The organism is Pedobacter sp. D749 (assembly GCF_019317285.1).
GTDB lineage: Bacteria > Bacteroidota > Bacteroidia > Sphingobacteriales > Sphingobacteriaceae > Pedobacter.
Genome location: NZ_CP079218.1, coordinates 5586769 through 5607000 on the forward strand (window position 1 = coordinate 5586769; position 20232 = coordinate 5607000).

The 20232-nt window shown below is 37.7% G+C and carries 17 protein-coding genes; 11 read left to right on the plus strand and 6 right to left on the minus strand.

From position 1 onward, the window contains the following. The first annotated feature begins 261 nt into the window (after positions 1-261). The 7 genes from proC to KYH19_RS23055 all read left to right on the plus strand — a co-directional run bounded on the left by proC (position 262) and on the right by KYH19_RS23055 (position 6568). Positions 262-1074 (plus strand): pyrroline-5-carboxylate reductase, encoded by an 813-nt coding sequence (proC, locus tag KYH19_RS23025; RefSeq protein ID WP_132398171.1) that lies wholly within the window; start codon positions 262-264, stop codon positions 1072-1074. A gap of 118 nt (positions 1075-1192) precedes the next feature. Continuing rightward, positions 1193-2260 carry a M20 family metallo-hydrolase gene (locus KYH19_RS23030; RefSeq protein WP_132398173.1) on the plus strand — a complete coding sequence of 356 codons (1068 nt, stop codon included), beginning with the start codon at positions 1193-1195 and terminating at the stop codon, positions 2258-2260. Positions 2261-2418: 158 nt separating this feature from the next. Beyond that, positions 2419-3750 carry an argininosuccinate lyase gene (gene argH / locus KYH19_RS23035; RefSeq protein WP_219076926.1) on the plus strand — a complete coding sequence of 444 codons (1332 nt, stop codon included), beginning with the start codon at positions 2419-2421 and terminating at the stop codon, positions 3748-3750. A gap of 20 nt (positions 3751-3770) precedes the next feature. Next, the gene (locus KYH19_RS23040; RefSeq protein WP_132398177.1) at positions 3771-3959 is read left to right on the plus strand and encodes a hypothetical protein; all 189 of its coding nucleotides are present in this window, start codon (positions 3771-3773) and stop codon (positions 3957-3959) included. Positions 3960-4112: 153 nt separating this feature from the next. Further along, a complete protein-coding gene (locus KYH19_RS24280; RefSeq protein ID WP_255562643.1) occupies positions 4113-4289 on the plus strand; it encodes a hypothetical protein in 177 nt (58 codons plus the stop codon). Between the two features lie 103 nt (positions 4290-4392). Continuing rightward, on the plus strand, positions 4393-5646 hold the full coding sequence (locus tag KYH19_RS23050) for a pyridoxal phosphate-dependent aminotransferase (RefSeq protein ID WP_219076927.1): 1254 nt from the start codon (positions 4393-4395) through the stop codon (positions 5644-5646). Between the two features lie 70 nt (positions 5647-5716). After that, positions 5717-6568, plus strand: coding sequence for a hypothetical protein (locus KYH19_RS23055; protein ID WP_219076928.1), 852 nt, complete (start codon positions 5717-5719; stop codon positions 6566-6568). Positions 6569-6729: 161 nt separating this feature from the next. Here KYH19_RS23055 and KYH19_RS23060 read toward each other — a convergent pair whose 3' ends face one another. From KYH19_RS23060 to KYH19_RS23075, 4 genes are all read right to left on the minus strand, one after another. Then, positions 6730-8154 (minus strand): RtcB family protein, encoded by a 1425-nt coding sequence (locus KYH19_RS23060; protein ID WP_219076929.1) that lies wholly within the window; start codon positions 8152-8154, stop codon positions 6730-6732. 12 nt (positions 8155-8166) lie between these two features. After that, a complete protein-coding gene (locus KYH19_RS23065) occupies positions 8167-9228 on the minus strand; it encodes a DNA polymerase beta superfamily protein (protein ID WP_219076930.1) in 1062 nt (353 codons plus the stop codon). Beyond that, positions 9218-9979, minus strand: coding sequence for a nucleotidyltransferase domain-containing protein (locus KYH19_RS23070; RefSeq protein WP_219076931.1), 762 nt, complete (start codon positions 9977-9979; stop codon positions 9218-9220). The genes KYH19_RS23065 and KYH19_RS23070 overlap by 11 nt, the downstream gene beginning before the upstream one ends. Before the next feature lie 62 nt (positions 9980-10041). Beyond that, positions 10042-11139 (minus strand): slipin family protein, encoded by a 1098-nt coding sequence (locus KYH19_RS23075; RefSeq protein ID WP_255562506.1) that lies wholly within the window; start codon positions 11137-11139, stop codon positions 10042-10044. Positions 11140-12165: 1026 nt separating this feature from the next. On the opposite strand from KYH19_RS23075, the gene KYH19_RS23080 reads away from it, so the two are divergent. Beyond that, positions 12166-13212: a YafY family protein gene (locus KYH19_RS23080; RefSeq protein ID WP_219076932.1), complete on the plus strand. Its 1047-nt coding sequence runs from the start codon at positions 12166-12168 to the stop codon at positions 13210-13212. A 17-nt stretch (positions 13213-13229) separates the two neighbouring features. Here KYH19_RS23080 and KYH19_RS23085 read toward each other — a convergent pair whose 3' ends face one another. Together KYH19_RS23085 and KYH19_RS23090 are read right to left on the minus strand one after the other, a co-directional pair. Continuing rightward, a complete protein-coding gene (locus KYH19_RS23085) occupies positions 13230-14210 on the minus strand; it encodes a thiol-activated cytolysin family protein (protein ID WP_219076933.1) in 981 nt (326 codons plus the stop codon). A 160-nt stretch (positions 14211-14370) separates the two neighbouring features. Continuing rightward, positions 14371-15954, minus strand: a complete 1584-nt coding sequence (locus tag KYH19_RS23090; protein WP_121287591.1) for a peptide chain release factor 3 — start codon at positions 15952-15954, stop codon at positions 14371-14373. A gap of 834 nt (positions 15955-16788) precedes the next feature. Here KYH19_RS23090 and KYH19_RS24320 point away from each other — a divergent pair. The 3 genes from KYH19_RS24320 (at position 16789) to KYH19_RS23105 (ending at position 20194) form a co-directional block, all read left to right on the plus strand. Then, positions 16789-19056, plus strand: a complete 2268-nt coding sequence (locus KYH19_RS24320) for a helix-turn-helix domain-containing protein (protein WP_219076934.1) — start codon at positions 16789-16791, stop codon at positions 19054-19056. Between the two features lie 97 nt (positions 19057-19153). Continuing rightward, complete coding sequence (locus tag KYH19_RS23100; RefSeq protein WP_255562644.1) at positions 19154-19507, plus strand: GxxExxY protein; 354 nt, start codon at positions 19154-19156, stop codon at positions 19505-19507. 78 nt (positions 19508-19585) lie between these two features. Further along, a complete protein-coding gene (locus KYH19_RS23105) occupies positions 19586-20194 on the plus strand; it encodes a SprT-like domain-containing protein (protein WP_255562507.1) in 609 nt (202 codons plus the stop codon). Positions 20195-20232 lie beyond the last annotated feature (38 nt).

Here is a 20232-nt window from a genome sequence, read left to right on the forward strand (position 1 = left end):
CAAAGACACTGATTGAATTTGTAATTCTTTGTTTTGCTAGCTTTATGAATGTAGATTTATAGGCATTTATAGGGGGAAAGAAACCGATTAACCGCTGCTTTTGCAAACTAAACCTGATAGTAGTAGAAAGCTCCCGATTTTTCATCGGGACTTGTAACGGATAGCAGGACTGAACGTCAATAGCATTACTGCAATTGCTTTTCGAAAACCGAAGAAAAAAAATATAATCTGTGTAATTAACCCGAAGGAAAATTAGTAATCATGTCAAAAAAAATAGCCATAATTGGTAGCGGAAATATTGGTTTATCTTTAGCAAAAGGTTTGGTGAAGGCCGACTTTGCTCAAGCAGGCGACATTACGCTTACCCGTAGAAATACCGATCATTTAAAATCATTTGCAGAAGTGGGTTTTAATATCAGCAATAACAATAAACAAGCCGTGGTTGATGCTGATGTTGTAATTTTAGCCGTTCTACCCCAGCAATTAAATACGGTTTTAGACGAAATTCAGCCTTCAATTATTCCCGCTAAACATTTGGTTATTTCGGTAATTTCAGGTGTAAGCTGCGCTGCGGTTAGGGAAAAATTAGGCGAAAATGTTGAAGTGGTTCGTGTAATGCCTAATACGGCAATTGCCATCGGGCAATCCATGACTTGTATGGCCAGCGATAATGCATCAGTAGAGCACATTGCAGATGTGACGAAAATGTTTGAAACGGTTGGTTCAGTTGTTAAAATCAATGAAGATTTAATGACTTCTGCAACGGCATTATGTGCTTGTGGAATTGCGTTTTTCTTAAGGGCAATCAGAGCAGCATCACAAGGTGGTGTAGAAATTGGTTTCCATGCCGATGAGGCTTTGAAAATGGCCGTTCAAACGGCTAAAGGAGCAGCCGATTTGCTTTTATTACACGGCACACACCCGGAATCAGAAATAGATAAAGTAACTTCGCCGAAAGGTTGTACCATTGCCGGTTTAAACGAAATGGAACACAATGGTTTTAGTTCTTCCTTAATAAAGGGTATTAAACTTTCAGCTTTAAAAGCAGGAAATTTATACACTAAAGAAGGTTAGAGGTGTAAGGTTTAGGGCATAAGGTCTTAATCGCAAACATAAAATTGAAAGCAAAATAAAAGGTAGAAAGTTTAAAGATGAGGTTATTCATGATACTTGCTACTAATTACTTGATACTATGTTACTAGAAAATATACAAAAAGAAAGTCTGGATTTATTGCGACAGTTGATCCGTATTCAGTCTTTTAGCAAAGAAGAAGACCGGACGGCGAATTTAATTGCGCAGTTTTTGGAGGAGAGAGGGATTAAAACTCAACGTAAAATGAACAACGTTTGGGCTTACAACAAACATTTCGATGCGACAAAGCCAACATTACTTTTAAACTCGCATCACGATACGGTTAAGCCTAATTCTGGTTATACCCGCGATCCATATGACGCTGCGATTGAAGGAGACAAACTGTTTGGTTTGGGTAGTAACGATGCAGGTGGTTGTTTAGTTTCGCTAATTGGTACATTTTTATACTACTACGAGCAAGAAAATTTAAAATATAACATCTGTTTGGCCGCAACTGCCGAGGAGGAAATTTCGGGTAACAATGGTTTGGAATTGGTGTTGCCTGATTTGGGTGAGCTTGAATTTGGCATAGTAGGCGAACCAACAGAAATGAATTTAGCCATTGCTGAACGGGGTTTATTGGTATTGGATTGTGTATCACATGGAAAAGCCGGTCATGCGGCACGTGAAGAAGGCGAAAATGCCATTTACAAAGCATTAAAAGATATCGAATGGTTCAGAAATTATCAGTTTCCTAAAGTATCTGAGGTTTTTGGTCCGTTGAAGATGACGGTAACGATTATCAATGCAGGTTCGCAACATAATGTTGTACCTGCAAACTGTACTTTCACAGTTGATGTACGTGTAACTGATGCTTACACCAACGAAGAAGTTTTAGAGATTATCCGGGCGAATGTTGATTGCGATGTTACCCCGCGTTCTATCCGTTTAAAGCCATCGTCGATTGATAAAAACCATCCGGTTGTTCAGGCTGGTGTTGCACTGGGAAGAACTACCTATGGTTCGCCAACTACATCCGATCAGGCTTTGTTGGATATTCCTTCCGTAAAATGTGGACCGGGTTTTTCTGGCCGCTCGCACATGGCTGATGAGTTTTTATATGTACGCGAAGTAGCTGAAGGTGTTGAAGGATATGTAAATATGCTCAAACCGGTTATTCAAGGTTGATGGTTTTAAGGTTGAGGGCGTAAAGTTCGGATGTGTAACTTAAATGCCCCTTTATCTTTTAAAAGATTCAAAACCTTTGTGCTTAGTGTCTGTGTGGTAAAAATAGCCTTGTGTGCTTTGTGAAAAACTTAGCGCCCTTCGCGGTTAAATAGATTATAATGAAAATTTGGCAAAAAAATATAGATGTAAACAAATTCGTAGAAACCTTTACGGTTGGTAAAGACCGCGAACTGGATCTGCAAATGGCAAAATTTGATGTTTTGGGCTCTTTGGCACATACCCAAATGCTCGAAACCATTAATTTGCTAACTGTTGAGGAATTGAAAACCGTTCAACAAGAGCTGAAAAATATTTACGCTGAAATTGAAGCTGGAAATTTTACCATCGAAGACAGTGTAGAAGATGTACACTCGCAGGTAGAATGGCTGCTTACCCAACGCATTGGCGAAGCGGGCAAAAAAATTCACAGTGGCCGTTCGCGTAATGATCAGGTTTTGGTTGATTTAAAATTATTCTTCAGGGCTTGTATTGAAGATATGGTTAACCAAACTTCAACTTTGTTCAATCAATTGATCGAACTGAGCAATACACATAAAGACAAATTAGTGCCGGGTTATACGCATTTGCAGATTGCCATGCCATCATCTTTCGGTTTGTGGTTTGGTGCTTATGCTGAAAGCCTTGCCGATGATATGGAATTGATGCTCGCCGCCTGGAAAATCACCAATAAAAATCCATTGGGTTCTGCTGCTGGTTATGGTTCATCATTTCCTTTAAACAGAACTTTAACAACCGAATTATTGGGCTTTGAAAGTTTAAACTATAATGTGGTTTATGCACAGATGGGCCGTGGCAAAACCGAAAGGATTTTGGCGCAGGCGATGAGTGCTGTAGCTGCAACACTAGCTAAAATGGCGATGGATGTTTGTTTATTCATCAACCAGAATTTTGGCTTTATCAGTTTTCCGGCAGAACTGACCACAGGTTCGAGCATTATGCCGCACAAAAAAAATCCGGATGTTTTCGAACTGATCCGTTCGCGTTGTAATAAAATTCAGGCTTTGCCAAATGAAATAGCCATGATGATTACCAATTTGCCGTCGGGTTATCACCGCGATTTACAACTGTTAAAAGAAAATTTATTCCCGGCGATTACTTCTTTAAACGAATGTTTGGAAATCGCCACTTTTATGTTCCAGAACATCACCATCAAGGATGATATTTTGAAAGATAAAAAATATGACTACCTGTTTAGCGTTGAAGTAGTGAACGATCTGGCGCTACAAGGTGTTCCATTCAGAGAGGCATATAAAATTGTTGGCGAACAGATAGAAAATGGTACTTTTGCACCTTCTGGCCAGATACATCATACACACGAAGGAAGCATCGGCAACCTTTGTAATGAGCAAATTGCTGCAGCAATGCATGATGTTTTGTCTCAATTTGGTTTCGGAAAGGTGAATAAGGCAATTGAAGATTTGGTTAAATAAATTTTGCTAATTTTGTAATTATGACAACTTTAACAATAGAAATTAAGGATAAAGACGCAGGTTTCGTAAAAGAGTTCCTAAGCAAAATTGGCGCTAAAGTTAAAGTAGAACCAACAAGTCAGATTACTTCTGAAATTGCTCAGGCTTTAAAAGAAATTAAGGAAATGCAGCAAGGAAAACGTAAGCCTTTAAGCCTAAAAGATATTTGATGGCTAATGAGGTTATCTATTCCGCCGTTTTTATCAAAAAAGCTAAAATTTACAAAAAGAAATATCTTTCTTTAGTAGACGATCTACGAACTAGAAGAAAAACTTTTAGAAAATCCTGAACAGAGAAATGATCTGGGTGCAGGTTTATACAAAATTAGACTTGCTGTAAAAAGCAAAGGAAAAGGTAAAAGCGGAGGATTTAGGATAATAACTTATTTAGTTTCAAATATGCCAGATGGCGTCATTATCAATATGCTTACTCTATATGATAAATCAGAGGAAAGTACTATTAATAAAAAAGAACTTCAGAAAATAATTAAGGCATTATAATTTCCTAATAACAGTTTTAATATACATGAAGCCATCCTGATTTCCACAAGGAATAATTACAAATCATGATCGTTTCATCACCAGAGAAATAAAATATAAACAAATGAAAGTTTCAGTATTGGCCAGTTCATTAATCGGCTCAGAAATTATAAAAATCGGTAATGAAGTTAACGAAATGAAGCGCAAAGGTGCTTCGATCGCTAATTTAACCATAGGCGATTTTGACGCAAACATTTATCCGATCCCAACCGAATTAAAGGCTGGAATCGTTGATGCTTACCATGCCAACCAAACCAATTATCCACCAGCTGATGGAGTTTTGCCTTTACGCGAAACGGTTTCAGAATTATTGAAGGATAGATTCGGATTGGAGTACAACACCAATAGCATTTTAGTTTCTGGTGGTTCGCGCCCTTTAATTTATGCTACTTATCTGGCGTTGGTTGATCCGGGAGATACCGTGGTTTTTCCTGCTCCATCCTGGAACAACAACCATTATTCTCATTTAACATCTGCCAAAACCATCGCAGTAGAAACCGATGCTGCGCATAATTTTATGCCAACAGCTGCGCAATTGAAACCGCATTTAAAGGGGGCAACTTTATTGGCTTTATGTTCGCCATTAAATCCAACCGGAACCATGTTCGATGCAGATTCGCTGGCTGAAATCTGTGATGCGGTATTAGCAGAAAATGCTTCGCGTGGTGCCAACGAAAAGCCATTATACATGATGTACGATCAGATTTATTCGCTTTTAACTTTCGGAAAAGAGCATGTAAATCCAGTTTCTTTGCGCCCGGAGATGAGACCGTTTACCGTTTTTGTTGATGGTAGTTCGAAATGTTTAGCGGCAACCGGTGTGCGTGTAGGATGGGGCTTTGGTCCGGAGGATATTATCAATAGAATGAAAGCTTTGGTAGGTCATATGGGTGCCTGGGCGCCAAAAGCCGAGCAGGTTGCCATGTCTAATTATTTTAACGATAAAGCACAGGTTGATACTTTCTTAACCAGTTTTAAAGGTCAGATTCAAGATAGCTTAAATGCACTTTATAATGGTTTTAACGAATTAAAAGCAGAGGGTTTTAATGTTGATGCTGTTGAGCCAATGGGCGCAATTTATCTGACTATTAAAATCGATTATATCGGAAAAACCACTGAAGATGGTCAAGTTTTAAAAGACAGTGCAGATGTGAATTTCTATCTGATTAAAGAAGCTGGGGCAGCTTTAGTTCCATTCTCTGCATTTGGGAATGAAGATAGCATGCCTTGGTTCAGGGCATCAGTAGGGGCTTGTACTTTACAAGATATTAAAGATATGTTGCCAAGGATTAAAAAAGCATTAAGCAAGTTAAAATAGATAAAATTGGACACCCATTCAAACAATTACGGGAGATGGGTGTTCAAATAAAAATCTCATTTTACGCTTTATGGAACCCAAATATACGCCTCAAGGATACGCTTCCCCATCAGCTATTCTTACTTCTCTTGCCATCGGTATTTTGGCATCTTTTATTCTGCCTCTTTTTTATATTATTCTTGGTAGACTGATTCCCAATATTTGGTTCATCGCTATTATCGCTGTGTTTTTGGGAATGGGATTGGGTTTTAGTATTGATATTGGTGTCAGAATCGGAAAGCTCAGGAATAAAAAGATCGTTACCATCATTGCAATCTTCTGTGGACTGTTTGCCTTTTATATTCAATGGGTATTCTTCGATACCTTAGCCTACAGTAATAAGGGTTTTACCTTTAACCTGGATAGCGCAGATTTAAAGATTTTGGCTTCTGATTTCTTTTTCCTTTTTACCCATCCTAATATTTTGATTCAGGAAATTATTAATCTGAATAAAATAGGTACATTTCGCATCGAAAGTACAGGTACCATTAGTGGCGTATTGTTGTGGATTATTTGGGCTGGAGAGTTTGTCGTTATTCTTGGGGGCGCCATTTTTGCCGTTCTCAATGGTCAGGCAAGCATGCCATACTCGGAAATAAATGACCAGTGGATGAAAAGACGTAAAATCCATAACCGTATTCCTGTAGTTGTAAATAAAGAAGAAATTTTAAATGAGCTTGTTAAAAGAGATTTTACAGTCTTGAATGATCATCCTTCCTTGCATAGCGAAACAAATTATGCCGAAGTAATTATTTTCGAATCAACAGGAGATTCGACAAAGTATATCAATATAATTAACGTGACCAACCTAACCGGTAAACCAAAAGATAAAAAAGTGAAGAGTATAATTAAATATTATGCGCTTCAGAATGCGAATATTTAAATAAGGCTATTTCAGGTCAAAACCATAATTCTAGGCAAGAACCAATGTTTTTCTATTTTTTTTATTCGATATAACATAAAAAACCTCGCAGGTTTTAAAACCAACGAGGTCAATTTACAATTTTGACTAAGGACTAAGGACTAAGGACTAAGGACCCCCAACTAATCTTCCCTGCTTCCATCATCAGCCATCCTTACCATTTTAGGCTCAAATTTAGCCACTACATCAACAAGTTCAGTTTGTGCGGCCATTACTTTGTGGATGTCTTTATAAGCCATTGGTGCCTCATCTAAGCCGGCTCCAATTAAAGTAACATTATGATCCTTTAAAATGGCTTTCATATCCGATTTGGTAATCGATTGAATCGCTTTGGTTCGGCTCATTTGTCTACCTGCGCCATGTGATGCTGAATTGATTGCATTCATATCACCTTTTCCCCTAACCAGAAATCCTGGTGCTGTCATACTGCCGGGGATAATCCCCATTACGCCTTTACCAGCCGGTGTAGCTCCTTTACGGTGAACAATCACTTCTTCACCATTAAACATTTCTTTCCAGGCAAAATTATGGTGGTTTTCTACTTTCGCCAAAACTTTAGCACCAATGGCTTTAGTCAACCTTTTATGGATCACTTCATGACAGGCAGAAGCATAATCACCAGCTAAATTCATGGCAATCCAATACTCTTGTCCTTCGGCAGAATTTAAATCCAAATAAGCAAGGTTTGCAGCCTCTTTAGGAAGTTTACAGATATCTTTTGCCAGCTTGGTATAATGTCCTGCAACAGTCGCACCAAATCCACGGGAACCTGAATGGGTTAACAATGCTACGTAACGGCCCTTATCGATATTTAAAACCTCATCACGTTCCGCAAAGTCGATAATTCCCCATTCTACAAAGTGGTTTCCACCACCCGAAGTGCCCAATTGAGCCCAGGCTTTTCCATGTAGATTTTTTAGGAAAGGGGTGCTGCTGAAAGCCTCATTCTCTAAAACATCATGATCAGCTTTTTCATTACCTGTAAAATTTTGACCTGCACCAAATTTGGTAAAGGCAATTAATTCACGTTTGTACATCGCATCCTTCCCGAAATAATGTTTTTCTGGGATATCGAAAATACTCAAAGCCATACGGCAACCGATATCTACTCCGACACCATATGGAATAATCGCATTTCTCGTAGCCAATACGCCGCCGATGGGCAAACCATAACCTTGGTGGGCATCAGGCATTAATGCACCTGCTACAGTAACCGGTAATTTCATAGCAATATCCATTTGATTTCGGGCGCCTTCTTCAATATAATCAGGGCCAAATACCGAGTAGGGTTTCACATGGTTTACCAGTTTTATAGTTTCATCTTTTTGTGCATTGGCTTCTTCAATCACAGCAGTTGCAAGTGGGTTTAATACTTCGTCATCCAAAAAACTTTCCGGATAATCTTTTACTTTTTTAAATAAGGCTAATAATTCTTTTTCTTCAATATCCGCAAAATTTTCTTTCAGGATAGCTAAAGCCAGGCCTACTACTTTTCCTTCGGTATAACCTATTTCGATCAGGTTATTACCTGTTATGTTGTTGTTCATTGTTTTGTTTTTTTAATTGGCATAAAGTGCTGCTCGCATTTCTACAAGTAAACATTCAATTTGTCGCTCATCTGGTTTATCCTGAAGTTTACTTGTAAGCGTTTCTTGCTCAATTTGTAGCATCAGTTTTTCTGCCATTTTTAATACTTCATCATAATCAAAATCTCCTCTTTTTATCGAAAGAAGTTCATCTCTGTTTTGCCGTTTCACGGTAAGTTTTCCATCACGCGCAATTTCTAGTGCCACTTGCAAAAGCCTTATGGTATGCATCATGTTTTTCGCGTCGTAATCTTTGCCATGTGTCTTATTTAACTTATATCGTTCCTCATTCCGTTTTTCTACCCATTCCCAATATTCGTTATGTTCCTTGCAATAGGAGGAATAACTATCCTGATTGAAAAACAAATACCCAATTTCTTTTTCTCCGTTAGGTATAGAGGATACTGAGACATCATTAGCGTTTTCCTTATTTGCAATCCCTTTGTAACCAAATCTCTTTTCTGCATCATAAAATAGCGCATAAAGGTTTTTAGCATTTGGAATTTTAGATAAGCCGCAATCCACCTTAGAAATATTATGTTTTTTAATCCACGTATTTGCTTTAACCGATGAATAATTCTCTGTAATGAAACAAAAATCCAAGACCGTTTTTCTCTTTTTTGGCATCGGGTTTAATATTTTCTTGTTCAAGCCCTTTGCTTTTCTGATCTGTGTCAAGGCATATCCACCAAAGGTATCTTTGCATAGTTTCGACAAAATCATATCGATATTTAGCCTATTCATTATGGGATGCTTGTATAAGATGCATTCTTCTGGAGTAGCTAAAATTTCTACGATGTTTGGGTTGTTCTTGATCAATAACTCGACAAACCGGCCGATTTCATAATATACTTCGTCGTTGCTTTCATTGCTGATCTGAGGGATATATCTCAACCCAAAAAACATTTCTTTTGGCATATAATATATTCCTTTAAGATCAGTGTCTGACTGTGGCGTATCCAATCCGTAAGCTTTGCTGCCGCTTAAACATTCAAATAAAAGTAGGTTCTGATCTTTTAAATCTTTAATCGTCATAATGGCTTATTGTATTTCTAAAAAAGGTATCGAGCATTTCGGTATCAAAACTTTCTTTCGGCAAATCTTTAGCTCCTTCAGTACAGCTTTTAAATTCATCATCAATATACCTTCGCAAGTTGGGGTCTATTTTGATGATAAAAGCCTCTGCGGAAGTAGATTTTAGCACAATCAGATCTTTAACCAATGTTTGAAGGTACTCTGGCATTATCGTTAAAAGTGGACCAATGGTCATTGGAGCAATTGTATTTTTCTCTAAACACCATTTTGCCGAAAGTAAAGGTCGCAGTACGTAAAAAAGTTTTTTGATCTTAATTTCGTCACCATTTATTATCGTATCCAATGCACTATGTGCTATTCCTAAATAATGATTAATATTCGTTTTTCTATAAAAATAAGACTGGCACAATGTCCATAGTTCGTTTCTAAAATCATCTTGTTCTCCGTATATAATAGGCGATTGCAGCCATTCGAAAGGAGTAGTGTTCGATTTCCGGATCAGTTTAAGTACCTTTTTTATATCCCAACCATAAATATCAAGTTCGTCGTTGATCGGAAAACCCAATTGATCATCCTTTTCTGAAACAGAAAGATAGTAGTTAAGCGGGCGAACATAAATAAAGCGAACATCAAAATCGCTGTCCGGTGATGGAAATTCCCATCCGCGACTTCCCGATTCGCAGGCAAATAATATTTTGATATCATTTGATCGTTCGATTTCTGCAAGTCTGTTTATTATGTTGGTTTTCATTTCATTCTTAATTAATCCCCGGCAGGCAACATTCACCTGACCGAGGGGTTTCTAAATTTAGTTTATTTTACGAAAATCTGTTTCAATTGATCTACAATTTGTCCACTGCCCGATAAGCTGATGTTATTGATTTTCTCCGCGATTTTCTCAACGTATTCCATCTCTTTCAACTTATACAACATGTTATTGTCTTCCATCAATTTAGCAGTATTCAGCAAACTTCTGGTCGAGGCCGTTTCTTCTCTTCGGGTAATGATATTGGCTTGTGCCCTTTTTTCGGCAACTAAAACCTGGTTCATAATCTCCTTAACGTCACCAGGTAAAACAATATCTTTAACACCACAGTTCGTTAATTTTACACCCAGGTTTTCAACTTTATCCAAAGTGATGGCCATTACCATTTCGGCAATTTTTTCTTTGCTTTCCATCAATTCGTCAAAAGTCATAAGGCCAATAGATTCTCTTAACGCTAATTGCATAGTGATATACAATTGTTTTTCGAATTCTTTGTTCTCCAATAAGGCTTTGATGATGTCATCAACTTTATATTGAGTGCTGAAATTCACCCTCAATTGTGCTTTATCCTTTGTTAAGATTTCTTGTCCGATGATTTCCATATTCAATTGCCTCATATCGGTTTTCAAAACTTGAATGGTGGTACTGTTTTTCCAGTAAACATAGTTTCCGGCTTCCAATACGTGTTCAAATTTACCATCAATAAATAACAAGGCCTTTTCGAAAGATTCTACCTTATAGGCTCTGATGTAATTTAATAATGGTGCTTTCTCCAACAAGTTTTTATCAATTGCTTGGTCAATATTAATGTTACTGATGTCTACCTTAACAAAATCATATGTTGACAAACCTTTCCAGATGGCATGTCTGCCAGCGGTTAAAACAGATTTGAAATTTTTGTTTTGATAAAGCAAGGCCAATTCGTTGTCGGCAACGCTTACTAAGTGAATCAAATTCACAAAATCTGCATTTTCCAGCAAAATATCCAATTCGGCAACCGAGTAATAGTACTCCTTGGCCATGTCGTATAATGTCATACTTTCGCCAAAACCTAACCAGTAAGTTCCAGCTGTTAAAACGTTTTTTAATTTTCCTTTTTTAAACACCAATCCAACATAATTGGTGTTAATACTTACTCTTTTCATGTTTTTTGATGTTAAGATTTATAATTATTTGATTTTTTCTTTACAAAGCATTGCAAAAGCGCATTCATTTGTTTCTTGCGGAAGTAAGAAGAATTATGATGTTTTTAAGAATGAAATCAAGCTTTATTAAGTAGGTAAATCCGAGGATTTAAATAAATTTTTCGGCGAGATTTGATTTTTAAATCAGCTCTTTCATCGTTTTTACTTACAAAGCAAAAGGCAAATTGCGTTTCAGATTTATCAAAAATCTTAAAGCCGAATTCGGTTTTACAATGCTGTTCTTTCGAGCGATTTTAAAAGTTGCTCCTCTTTTTGTTTTGGAGTTTAAGTCCTAAACGCTTACCAATTAGCTATTCCAAGTGACGGTTGGAAGCAGGATTCGAACCTGCATGGTTTGGTTGTTATTCTACCCCTGAATTATTCCGATTGCTCGGAAGTGGGATTCGAACCCACGACACACAACGTGTTTAGACAGTCTATCATAATTCTTGTCAGCATATTCTACGCAAATTGCCCGAATACTTTGGGGCTATTCTGAAACCCGCAACAATGGATAAGTTTTATTTAGTATTGCCATTCCGATTATTCATCGGAATTTCTTTATATATATTGATTTACCTAAACTGTTTAATTGCTGCCATTAACCCTGTTCCGCATATACGGAACAGGGGCTTCATATTTTGCTGTTCTAATTGATCAGCATGGCGGAGAGCGCGTATTATTGAAACAGTTTAATTGTATTGTAAATCAGTTATTTATTATTCATATTTTTCAAAGAACTTCATTATCGACTGGCGACATTACAAAGATGCTACTACCACTACGCGGCTGATTTGCGTAGTAAAAATTATTTTGCCTATAATGTGTCAATTGCTTGATAACTAGAGTGATAATTTTAATTTTTCCATCATATTATTTCTTTTATCCTCCAATTGCGCAGTTGTATTGCGTAGATGATAAATGCTTTGCTATATTTAGTTAAGTTTTCCGATCAGATTTTTAGCTTTAAACTCAAATTGATTAAAAATGGCAGTAAATAAATTAGCACTTATCCGGTATAAAACCATCGACGATTGTTTGAAAAACCGTTTTCGTAAATGGACATTGGAAGATCTTATAGAAAAGGTGTCTACAACCCTCTACGAACTCGAAGGCATTACCTCAGGAGTAAGCAAGCGGACCATCCAGGCGGATATTCAACTGATGCGAAGCGATAAGTTGGGCTACAATGCGCCGATTATAGTGAAGGATAAACGCTTCTATGCATACGAAGATGCTGGTTTCAGTATTACCAAAGCGCCGATCAATAACGCTGATGTAGATAAGATGAAAGAAATTGTTGGTGTACTGAAACAATTTAATGCTTTTAATTATTTCGACGAAATGAGCGATATGATTGCCCGATTGGAAAATAACCTCTACAAATCAACCAAACAAAGCGGTAATAACATCCAGTTGGAAAGTAATAAGTTGGTAAAAGGATTGGAATGTATTCCGCCATTGTACCAGGCGGTTTTAAATAAGCGTTCGTTATTGATTGAATATAAATCGTTCAAGGCGCAACAATCGCAACAGGGGATTTATTTTCCGTATCTATTAAAAGAGTACAGAAACAGATGGTTTTTGATCTGTAAAGCAAAAAAAAGAGCAGGAATTTTAAACTTAGCTTTAGATCGAATCATAGAATTTCAGGAACTGCCCAACGAAGAATTTGTTGCTTACAAAGGGGTAGATTTCGACCGCTATTACGATGATTTAATCGGCGTAACCAAAAATGAAAGCGACCGGGCTCAAAAGGTCATTCTGGAATTTACCAATGACCATGCGCCTTATGTGGTTACCAAACCTTTACATTCTTCGCAGGTGGTGTTAAGTAAAAACGACAAAACAACAACGTTTAGGATTGATGTGGTTTTGAACTACGAACTGGAGCGTGAAATTCTGGGCTTTGGTGAGTGTGTTAAGGTGCTTTCCCCAAGATTGTTGATTTCGAAAATTAAAAGAAGATTGGCGCAAACTTATAAGCAATACGCAATGAATGAAAGTACCAATGCCGAAATATTGAACCCCTAAGATTCGGACATTAACCGTTAATTAATAATGTTAACCGTAATCTGATGTTTAAACAAGGTAAAATCCTTCACCGAGTGTAATGAATAAGATACGGGATAAGCAATAGCTGTATTGTTAAATGCCTCAAATTCCTGCACCAGTGCTTTGATCTCGTTCAGATTTTTAGCAATCCTGATAAACGATTTTTCGCTTCCTCCCCTGGCATAAAAAGTAACTTTTGCTGTGCTTAAAGATTGAATTTGTGCGGATGTTAACTCCTGTTTTAAAAGCACGGCTTTTAATGCAGTTTTCAATGCGGCAAAATCGGCATCGGCTTCTGCTAAAATCAAGGTGTTATTGCCATATACAACACTATTAATGTAATACGCATTGTTCGTTTCATTAATTTTGGCTGCATCTTCTACAGATAACAATTCTGTTTTACCGGGAAGGTTCATATCAAGCGAAAATTTCCCATTATTGGAGAAAAAATAAGTAGCATGCTTTTTGGCGATCCTGGTGGATGTAGTGATTCCGATTTTTTCAAAGATTGCTTTTACATCTTCATTGTTTGAAAGGAAGTATTTTACTACATTATAATCCTTAAATTCTTGTTCCGAATAAGCCTGGCTTTCAGAGGTATTTTTGAAGACCAGATTTTTCGTATAAGCAGAAATCTTTTCCGCAGACGGAATATCGTTAAAGAATTTGTTTGCCGTGCCAGTAATTGAGGTTGAGGCCGTTATGGGCAATTGAGTGTATTTATCTTTTAGGGAAACGAATTGAAGATCGTTTCCGTTTTTTTTGATGTTAAATATTGCCCCGGGAAATATCTGTGCTACATTACTGTCATCAACAATAAAAGAATTGAACTCCCAGGTTAAACTTTCTGTTTTATCTATTTGGGTAGGGATGACAGGATCAGGAACAGGATCAGGAATTGTATCGTTAGTTTTCTTACAGGAAACAGCAAATAAAAGCATAGATACAGCCAAAAAGTAATTTATTTTATTTTTCATCAAGCTAAGTGTAAATGCCCGAATCTACACAGTTTTTAGGTTCGGGAAGTTGTTTTTAGGTTATGATTGTGTTGCCATTGCGTAAACAAATAAACCTCGCAGGTTTTGAAAAACCAGCAAGGTTTATGTTGTTATTAAAAGCTCTTCCGGCAATCTTGAATTAGCTTTTAAACTCGCTCGTTTTGTGGAATTCGATATCAGGATAATCCTGTTTTGTTAAATTAATCATATACTCACTATCGGCCAGATAAACCGGGTTGGCTTCTTTATCAAAACCGATGTGCTGTTGTTTACGTTTCACAAATTCATCCAGTTTTTTTCTATCAGTAGAGGTTACCCAGCTCGAACGGGTATAGCTCAAGGTACGGAAACGACATTTTGCGCCATACTCATGCTCTAACCTGAAGTTGATTACCTCAAACTGAAGTTCACCAACTGCACCGATTACTTTCCTGTTTCCGGGTTGCATCACAAATAACTGTGCAACTCCTTCATCGGTTAGCTGTTCAATACCCTTTTCCAATTGTTTGGTACGCATAGGGTCCATGTTTTCTACTTCTTTGAATATAGATGGAGAGAAACTAGGGATTCCTTTAAACTGCAGTTTTTCACCTTCGGTTAAAGTATCGCCGATTTTAAAGTTTCCACTATCGTATAAACCTACCACATCGCCCGGCCAGGCCTCTTCAACAATACTTTTCTCATTGGCCATAAAATCCATCGGGTTAGAGAATTTTAATTTCTTATCCTGACGGGTATGGTAGTAGAATTTATTGCGCTCAAACTTGCCGGAACAGATCCTTAAGAAAGCAATCCTGTCGCGATGTTTGGGGTCTAAGTTGGCGTGAATCTTAAACACAAAACCACTAAAATTTTTCTCATCTACCAATACATCACGTTCTTCCGCTTCTCTATGACGTGGGCTTGGTGCAATATCGATAAATGTATCTAAAAGTTCTTTTATCCCGAAGTTGTTAATCGCACTGCCAAAAAAGACAGGGGCAACCAAACCATCGGTATATAAATCTTTATCAATTTTGCCGTAAATGCCGTCAACCAGTTCTACGTCGTCTTTCAACGTATTGATCTCGTTTTCTTTTAAGTAATTCAATAAAGATGGATCATTTAAATCGCTTGCCGCCACAACCGAATCGGTTACTTTAGTTTTGTCGGAATTGAATAAATTTAAATGTTTGTTGTAAATGCTGTAAACGCCTTTAAAGGTATGTCCTTGGCCAATTGGCCATGAAAGCGGGCATAGGCTGATGTTTAGTTTTTCTTCAATTTCATCCAATAAATCGTAAGCCTCTTTACCTTCACGGTCCATTTTGTTGATGAAAATGATTACCGGAGTATTACGCATACGGCAAACCGACATCAGTTTTTCAGTCTGTTCCTCCACACCCTTTACACAGTCTACCACCAAAATCACACTATCCACAGCCGATAAAGTTCTGTAAGTATCTTCCGCGAAATCCTTGTGACCAGGCGTATCCAGAATATTGATACGTTTACCGCTGTATTCGAAACCCATTACAGAAGTCGCAACCGAGATACCACGCTGTTTTTCAATCTCCATAAAATCGGAGGTATTGCTCTGGTTCGCTTTGTTCCTTTTTACCGCACCAGCAGTATTAATGGCACCACCAAAAAGCAGAAATTTTTCTGTTAGTGTGGTTTTACCTGCATCGGGGTGACTAATAATGGCAAAGGTTTTACGTTTTTCTATTTCAGGGTTAAGCATAATAAAATTTTGGGTGTAAAAGATGATGAAACCGGGTTAAAGGAATTTAACAGCGATAAGATTTGAATATTGTTGTTTCATCAGGACGCAAAGATAATAAAAAGCTTTATCATTAATTGTTAGGTTGTTGTATTGTTTTATTGTTGAGGTGAATAGATTTAAAGAATGATTTGGAAAAGTAGTGATAGCTGTTCTTTCGTTATTGCAGTCCTGCCATACACTCTAATCCCGACCTTTCTTCCTTCTGTGTGGCTCCATCTTTTTAAGGCGTTACGCTAGCTTGCTTTGAAAGTAAACAGGTTTTACCGAAGAAGGCCCGTCAATCCCAAGAGCCGGGAAATCAAAAAAACAGTTGCATTTCAGGTAAATTGGCACTAACAAACCTGAAACGCAGTGGTTTTGTGTTTCATGTTTTCAAAACCTTTCACCTCCCCCGTAACTAACAAAACAAAGTGCCACTGTTTTTTTGATGCGTAAGGGATTTGTGTAAAAGGCCCCTTGCCGGATTGACAAAGCGCTTTGGGCACTTTGGCGCTCCAAAGTACCATGCCCCGCGGCATAGAGCGGTAGAAGAATGTTAAAATTAATTGTTTTCACACGCTAGGATGTAAACTCGGAACAGAGCTACCGTTTCTGTCAGGTTTAGGTTGCTTCTGCAGTAATTCTATTAAGGTTTTTTATTCCGCTAATCAAGAAATTATTGATTAAATAAACGTGGTGACGAAAAATATCCACTTAAAATTAAAATTTCTCATCAATCATTCTTTAGTTTTGTGCTAAAATGTTTAGCTTTATTCATCCCTCCGTTTATTGCTAACTAAAATTTTACTGCCGATGCCTACTTTGGAAGAAACTTCTATGCCCGCAGAAATTGCGGCTAAATTTGTTAATTATACCTCAAAACACGTTTTCTTGACGGGAAAAGCCGGAACAGGTAAAACAACTTTTTTGCGGAAACTCATCCAGCTTACGCATAAAAAGGCGCTAATTGTTGCACCCACGGGTATTGCAGCCATTAATGCATCAGGAGTAACCATTCATTCCCTTTTTCAGCTTCCTTTTGGAGCATTTTTCCCTGATGCTGCCGGAGCTTTGATCAATGAAAATATCAATTTTAACTTCAATACGCCCAAAACTTTAGTAAAACACTTAAACATGCAGGGCAATAAACGCCGCATGTTGCAGGAACTGGAATTGCTGGTAATCGACGAGGTGAGTATGTTACGTGCCGATATGCTCGATGCCATCGATTTCGCTTTACGCTATGTACGCCGTAACAGGAATCTTCCATTCGGTGGGGTACAGTTATTATTCATTGGCGATTTACACCAGTTGCCACCCGTGGTAAAAAATGATGAATGGCGTATTATGGCCAAGTTTTATAAGAGCATTTATTTCTTCGATGCCTTAGCCCTGCGGGATAATCCACCGGTTTATATCGAACTGGATAAAATTTACCGCCAGGATGATGCTGTTTTTATTGATCTGCTGAACAACCTGCGGAACAATAAAATTACTGCTGAAGATACCGCATTGCTCAGGCAACATTTTAAGCAGGATTTTAAACCTTCTGCCGATGAAAATTACATCACTTTAACCACCCATAACAATAAAGCCGATAACATTAACCGCGAAAGGTTGACCCAACTGAAAACAAAATCATATTTTTTCGGAGCAAAAGTTCAGGGAGAATTTAATGAATATGCTTACCCGAATGATAAAAGTTTAGAGCTCAAGGTTGGCGCGCAGGTAATGTTCATTAAAAATGATATGACGGCCGAAAAGCGCTATTACAATGGTAAAATTGGCGTGGTACACCATATCGAAAAAGATGTAATTGAAATTGAGTTACCGGAAGATAAAGTGGTGATCCAGATTTCGCCCTACACCTGGGAGAACGTAAAATATAAACTGGACGAAGCAACGAACGAAATTAAGGAAAATGTTGCCGGTTCATTTATCCAATATCCCATTAAACTAGCCTGGGCCATCACCGTGCATAAAAGTCAGGGTTTGACTTTCGATAAGGCCATTATTGATGTAGGTGATGCTTTTGCACCTGGTCAGGCTTATGTGGCCTTGTCGCGTTTACGCTCATTAAAGGGTTTGGTTTTAACTTCTCATCTTCGCGATAGTGGTTTGCAACAGGACCAGAATGTACATTACTTTTCTAAAACAAAACAATCTTCTGAAGTGCTGAATGAGCAGATTAGTATAGAAAGTTATACTTTTATCCGCAGTTACCTGCTCGCGGCATTCGATCTGAACCTGATCCGCTACTACTTAAAAGAACACCGTCAGACCTTTGATAAAAGCGAAAAATCGGCCAAGCAAAGGCACGAAGATTGGACCGATGCTGTGTATACGGATTTTCAAAAAATTACTGCTACGGCCGATACATTCGTTAATCAGCTGAAAAACCTTTTCGCACAGCAAACCGAACATACTTTGTTTAATGTATCGAAAAGAGTAGAGGCTGCCTTAAAATATTTTAATCCATTGGTTAAGGAGATTTCAGACCGTTTTCTGGCTCAAATCGAAGTGATAAAAGAAGAAAAGCAAATTAAAACCTATGTTACAGAGCTTTTAGAACTTGAAATTTTAGTGTATGAGCAATTGAAAAAAATGCATAAAAGTAAAGCATTGTTGCAAGCGCTCATTGCAGGGAAAGAGTTTAGCAAAGCTGATACCGATGCGCTGTTGAATACGGTTGAAAGAAACAACCAGCTCCAAAAAGCGATCCAGTTAAAGGGAGAAACACTGAAAGTAAAATCTGCAGCCGAGAAGAAGAAAAAAGAGCCAAAAATCGACACCAAACTGGTCAGCTTCGAGCTTTATGAGCAGGGTAAAACAATTGACGAAATAGCCAAAGAACGCGGTTTTTCTGCCGGTACCATTGAAGGCCATTTAGCCTATTATGTTTCAACACAACAATTGGATGTAACCAAATTGGTAAAAGCCAATAAGATCAGAAACATCAGTGATGCGGTGGAAAGCCAGAAAACAAAGTCGATGGCTACGATAAGGGAGTTTTTGGGAAAAGATTATTCATTCGGCGAGATCAAGCTCGTATTGGCATCGTTGTTCCCGTCGGAGGAATAGGTTTATGCATTAACCATATAAGACATATAAGAACATATTAGCCATGGTGAATAAAGAATATCTAAAATCGTTAATTTATAAAATTAACTGAGCAGCAATTGAAGTTCATAAAACACTTGGGCCAGGTTTATTGGAAAGCGTTTATCATAAATGTTTGAAACATGAAATGGATATTCGTGGAATAAGTTACAAATCTGAAATGTTAGTGCCGGTTTATTACAAGGAAATTTTAGTTGAGGCAGAATTATGGTGTGATTTGTTTGTGGAAAATAGTGTAGTTGTTGAGTTAAAGGCTGTCGAGAGGGTATTGCCTATCCATGAAGCACAAATTTTGACCTATATGAAACTTTTAGAGGTACCAATGGGATTGATAATTAATTTCAACTGTTTGAATATTTATGAAAGCGGACAAAAAACATATGTAAATGACCTCTACAGATTCTTACATTAGCATCGTATCTGTAATCTCAAATGTTCTTATATGTCTTATATGGTTAAAAAGATTTAGCAAATTGTTACCTTAGCAATTGTGGAGAAAGTTAAAGTTTTAGCGCAGTACATGCCGGAACCAGCGGCACCGCTAATTGCAAAATGGATCGATTATTTTCAGTGCGAATTTAAAATCGCTAAAACCCGTTCTACCAAACTGGGCGATTACCGCCATCCTTATCAGGGCAAAGGCCATCGCATCTCCGTTAATTTCAATCTTAATCATTACGCCTTCCTGGTTACTACTGTACACGAATTTGCGCATTTACTCACCTGGAATGATTTTAAGAATAAGGTAAAACCACATGGATCAGAATGGAAAAAGAATTTCCAACGGATGATGGTCCCTTTTTTTGAACTAAATATCTTTCCTGCCGATATCTATAAAGCAATAGATAACTATATGTCGAATCCGGCAGCCTCAAGCTGTTCTGATCTACACTTATCGCGTGCCTTAAAAAAATACGACAGTAATAAAACGGAGACTTTACATTTAGAGCAGCTTCCCATTAATACCAACTTTAAAATCAAAGATGGCAGACGTTTTACCAAAGGCGAGCAAATTAGGAAACGGTACCGTTGTGTTTGTTTAGATGATAAGCGGTTGTATCTGTTTAATCCTTTGGCCGAGGTTTTTGTGGTAGAATAATGAAAGTCGTCATTTCGAGCGGAGTGTAACGAAGCCGA